Source organism: Streptococcus sp. ELY_90 (assembly GCF_058314475.1).
The window spans coordinates 1-5,293 of sequence record NZ_JBZFUJ010000027.1 but is presented as its reverse complement, the minus strand read 5'-3'; the positions used below and the strand labels follow the sequence as shown (position 1 = coordinate 5,293).

General features: G+C 50.8%; 1 tRNA gene and 3 rRNA genes. All 4 read right to left on the bottom strand.

What is annotated here, in order from left to right:
* Positions 1 to 4 precede the first annotated feature (4 nt).
* Positions 5 to 120, bottom strand: a 5S ribosomal RNA gene (gene rrf, locus AC4HAF_RS10150).
* A 74-nt stretch (positions 121 to 194) separates the two neighbouring features.
* Positions 195 to 3,094, bottom strand: a 23S ribosomal RNA gene (locus AC4HAF_RS10145).
* A gap of 243 nt (positions 3,095 to 3,337) precedes the next feature.
* Positions 3,338 to 3,410 (bottom strand) — tRNA-Ala (locus AC4HAF_RS10140).
* Between the two features lie 313 nt (positions 3,411 to 3,723).
* A 16S ribosomal RNA gene (locus AC4HAF_RS10135) occupies positions 3,724 to 5,280 on the bottom strand.
* Together the 16S, 23S and 5S rRNA genes with 1 tRNA gene alongside form the textbook arrangement of a ribosomal RNA operon.
* Between the last annotated feature and the right edge of the window lie 13 nt (positions 5,281 to 5,293).

Here is a 5,293-nt window from a genome sequence, read left to right as displayed (position 1 = left end):
TATCGCTAAGCGACTACCCTATCTCACAGGGGGCAACCCCCAACTACTTCAGGCGTGCTAGGACTTAACTGCTGTGTTCGGCATGGGTACAGGTGTCTCTCCTAGGCTATCGTCACTTAACTGCTGAATGATCGCTCACTCATAATTGAATAGCGCTTGAAACCACTGCTGTTGCTTCAGTAATTGTACTTTATTTGGATAAGTCCTCGAGCGATTAGTATTGGTCCGCTTCATATGTCACCATACGTCCACTCCCAACCTATCTACCTGATCTTCTCTCAGGGCTCTTACTAACTTAACGTTATGGGAAATCTCATCTTGAGGTGGGCTTCACACTTAGATGCTTTCAGCGTTTATCCCTTCCCTACATAGCTACCCAGCGATGCTCTTGGCAGAACAACTGGTACACCAGCGGTAAGTCCACTCTGGTCCTCTCGTACTAGGAGCAGATCCTCTCAAATTTCCTTCGCCCGCGACGGATAGGGACCGAACTGTCTCACGACGTTCTGAACCCAGCTCGCGTGCCGCTTTAATGGGCGAACAGCCCAACCCTTGGGACCGACTACAGCCCCAGGATGCGACGAGCCGACATCGAGGTGCCAAACCTCCCCGTCGATGTGAACTCTTGGGGGAGATAAGCCTGTTATCCCCAGGGTAGCTTTTATCCGTTGAGCGATGGCCCTTCCATTCGGTACCACCGGATCACTAAGCCCGACTTTCGTCCCTGCTCGAGTTGTTACTCTCGCAGTCAAGCTCCCTTTTACCTTTACACTCTGCGATTGATTTCCAACCAATCTGAGGGAACCTTTGGGCGCCTCCGTTACGCTTTAGGAGGCGACCGCCCCAGTCAAACTGCCCGTCTGACACTGTCTCCCTAGATGTTTAACCTAGCGGGTTAGAGTAGCCATAACACAAGGGTAGTATCCCAACAGCGCCTCCAAGTAAACTGGCGTTCACTCTTCCTTGGCTCCTACCTATCCTGTACATGTGTTACAGATACGCAATATCAAACTGCAGTAAAGCTCCATGGGGTCTTTCCGTCCTGTCGCGGGTAACCTGCATCTTCACAGGTACTAAAATTTCACCGAGTCTCTCGTTGAGACAGTGCCCAAATCATTACGCCTTTCGTGCGGGTCGGAACTTACCCGACAAGGAATTTCGCTACCTTAGGACCGTTATAGTTACGGCCGCCGTTTACTGGGGCTTCAATTCATACCTTCGCTTACGCTAAGCACTCCTCTTAACCTTCCAGCACCGGGCAGGCGTCACCCCCTATACCTCATCTTACGATTTTGCAGAGAGCTGTGTTTTTGATAAACAGTTGCTTGGGCCTTTTCACTGCGGCTGACCTTCTGTCAGCGCCCCTTCTCCCGAAGTTACGGGGCCATTTTGCCGAGTTCCTTAACGAGAGTTCGCTCGATCACCTGAGGCTACTCGCCTCGACTACCTGTGTCGGTTTGCGGTACGGGTAGAGTATACATTATCGCTAGAAGCTTTTCTTGGCAGTGTGACATCGCTAACTTCGCTACTAAACTTCGCTCCCTATCACAGCTCAATGTTACAGATGCAAGCATTTGACTCACATCACACCTCACTGCTTAGACGTGCTCTTCCAATCGCACGCTTTAGCTAGCCTTCTGCGTCCCTCCATCACTCTATACTCTAGTACAGGAATATCAACCTGTTGCCCATCGGATACACCTGTCGGTCTCTCCTTAGGTCCCGACTAACCCAGGGCGGACGAGCCTTCCCCTGGAATCCTTAGTCTTACGGTGGATGGGATTCTCACCCATCTTTCGCTACTCATACCGGCATTCTCACTTCTATGCGCTCCAGTGCTCCTCACGGTACACCTTCCTCATACATAGAACGCTCTCCTACCATCCCTTACGGGATCCACAGCTTCGGTAAATTGTTTTAGCCCCGGTACATTTTCGGCGCAGGGTCACTCGACTAGTGAGCTATTACGCACTCTTTGAATGAATAGCTGCTTCTAAGCTAACATCCTAGTTGTCTGTGCAACCCCACATCCTTTTCCACTTAACAATTATTTGGGGACCTTAGCTGGTGGTCTGGGCTGTTTCCCTTTCGACTACGGATCTTAGCACTCGCAGTCTGACTGCCGTCTCTGACTCTTTGGCATTCGGAGTTTATCTGATATTGGTAATCCGGGATGGACCCCTCAATCAAACAGTGCTCTACCTCCAAGAGTCCCTCGCGACGACGCTAGCCCTAAAGCTATTTCGGAGAGAACCAGCTATCTCCAAGTTCGTTTGGAATTTCTCCGCTACCCACAAGTCATCCAAGCACTTTTCAACGTGCCCTGGTTCGGGCCTCCAGTGCGCTTTACCGCACCTTCACCCTGCTCATGGGTAGGTCACATGGTTTCGGGTCTACGTCCTCGTACTTTTCCGCCCTATTCAGACTCGGTTTCCCTACGGCTCCGTCTCTTCAACTTAACCTCGCACGAAAACGTAACTCGCCGGTTCATTCTACAAAAGGCACGCTCTCACCCATTAACGGGCTCGAACTTCTTGTAGGCACACGGTTTCAGGTTCTCTTTCACTCCCCTTCCGGGGTACTTTTCACCTTTCCCTCACGGTACTGGTTCACTATCGGTCACTAGGGAGTATTTAGGGTTGGGAGATGGGCCTCCCAGTTTCCGACGAGATTCCACGTGTCTCGCCGTACTCAGGATACTGCTAGGGTTACTGACTATTTCAAATACGAGGCTTTTACTCTCTTTGGCTGACCTTCCCAGATCATTCTCCTATAGTCCTTAACACCATCTTGCAGTCCTACAACCCCGAAGTGTAAACACTCCGGTTTGCCCTCCTGCCTTTTCGCTCGCCGCTACTCAGGCAATCGCTTTTGCTTTCTCTTCCTGCAGCTACTTAGATGTTTCAGTTCACTGCGTCTTCCTTCTCATAACCTTAACAGTTATGGATGACAGCCTCTAGCTGCCGGGTTCCCCCATTCGGACATCTCTGGATCAAAGCTTACGTACAGCTCCCCAAAGCATTTCGTTGTTCGTCACGTCCTTCGTCGGCTCCTAGTGCCTAGGCATCCACCGTGCGCCCTTATTAACTTAACCTTATTAAAAAACTCTTTCAATATGATCTACAGCGTTTCGGTTTCTTTTTTTGTTGCGCTATTCAATTGTCAATGAGCTATCTCTAGGATACAAAGTGACGGTTCGCTTTAGCGAAAACTTCTGTAGAAAATTAGGAATCTGACGCTGTGTGCCTGGCACACGAGGAAGATTATCTATTTTCCTAAGAAGTTAGTCACGTGTTCAACTTCACTTTTATTCAGTTTAGTAGGTTTTGTATCCCAATGGAGCCTAGCGGGATCGAACCGCTGACCTCCTGCGTGCAAAGCAGGCGCTCTCCCAGCTGAGCTAAGGCCCCGTACNCTTAGTGGCGACAAGCTAGTGTCTAAACCCCGCTGGTCCCTGTCGTGCACTGACTCTCGTCAGCTTCGACAAAGCGCCAACCAGAGGCGGCGCTTAGCTGAGCTAAGGCCCCACTTCCCTCTCAAAACTAAACAAGACTTACAAGTGCTTCCGTAACTAAATAAAGGTACCTTTAACCTTATCGGCTAAATTGTACTCGGGCTAAAAGCTTGTGATTTAGAGAAACCGCCTTGTATGCAAGCATACTGCGTTGGTTTCCTAAAATCAAGTCGCTTTTAAACGCCCTCCGTTACTTAGTTTTTCCTTAGAAAGGAGGTGATCCAGCCGCACCTTCCGATACGGCTACCTTGTTACGACTTCACCCCAATCATCCATCCCACCTTAGGCGGCTGGCCCCTTAAAGGTTACCTCACCGACTTCGGGTGTTACAAACTCTCGTGGTGTGACGGGCGGTGTGTACAAGGCCCGGGAACGTATTCACCGCGGCGTGCTGATCCGCGATTACTAGCGATTCCGACTTCATGGAGGCGAGTTGCAGCCTCCAATCCGAACTGAGATCGGCTTTCAGAGATTAGCTTGCCGTCACCGGCTCGCGACTCGTTGTACCGACCATTGTAGCACGTGTGTAGCCCAGGTCATAAGGGGCATGATGATTTGACGTCATCCCCACCTTCCTCCGGTTTATTACCGGCAGTCTCGCTAGAGTGCCCAACTCAATGATGGCAACTAACAATAAGGGTTGCGCTCGTTGCGGGACTTAACCCAACATCTCACGACACGAGCTGACGACAACCATGCACCACCTGTCTCCAATGTTCCGAAGAAAAACTCTATCTCTAGAGCGGTCATCGGGATGTCAAGACCTGGTAAGGTTCTTCGCGTTGCTTCGAATTAAACCACATGCTCCACCGCTTGTGCGGGCCCCCGTCAATTCCTTTGAGTTTCAACCTTGCGGTCGTACTCCCCAGGCGGAGTGCTTAATGCGTTAGCTCCGGCACTAAGCCCCGGAAAGGGCCTAACACCTAGCACTCAGCGTTTACGGCGTGGACTACCAGGGTATCTAATCCTGTTCGCTACCCACGCTTTCGAGCCTCAGCGTCAGTCACAGACCAGAGAGCCGCTTTCGCCACCGGTGTTCCTCCATATATCTACGCATTTCACCGCTACACATGGAATTCCACTCTCCCCTTCTGCACTCAAGTCCTACAGTTTCAAAAGCACACAATGGTTAAGCCACTGCCTTTTACTTCTGACTTATAAAACCGCCTGCGCTCGCTTTACGCCCAATAAATCCGGACAACGCTCGGGACCTACGTATTACCGCGGCTGCTGGCACGTAGTTAGCCGTCCCTTTCTGGTCAGTTACCGTCACTATGTGAACTTTCCACTCTCACATACGTTCGTCTCTGACAACAGAGCTTTACGATCCGAAAACCTTCTTCACTCACGCGGCGTTGCTCGGTCAGGGTTCCCCCCATTGCCGAAGATTCCCTACTGCTGCCTCCCGTAGGAGTCTGGGCCGTGTCTCAGTCCCAGTGTGGCCGTTCACCCTCTCAGGTCGGCTATGTATCGTCGCCTAGGTAGGCCTTTACCCTACCTACTAGCTAATACAACGCAGGTCCATCTCTTAGTGATACTTTTGTATCTTTTAAATCTCTAACAGGCGTTAGTCATTCTTATGCGGTATTAGCTATCGTTTCCAATAGTTGTCCCCCGCTAAAAGACAGGTTACCTACGCGTTACTCACCCGTTCGCGACTCACGATTAATGGTGGAGCAAGCTCCGGTATCAATCGTGCGTTCCACTTGCATGTATTAGGCACGCCGCCAGCGTTCGTCCTGAGCCAGGATCAAACTCTCATTGCTTCTTAAGTTTGAG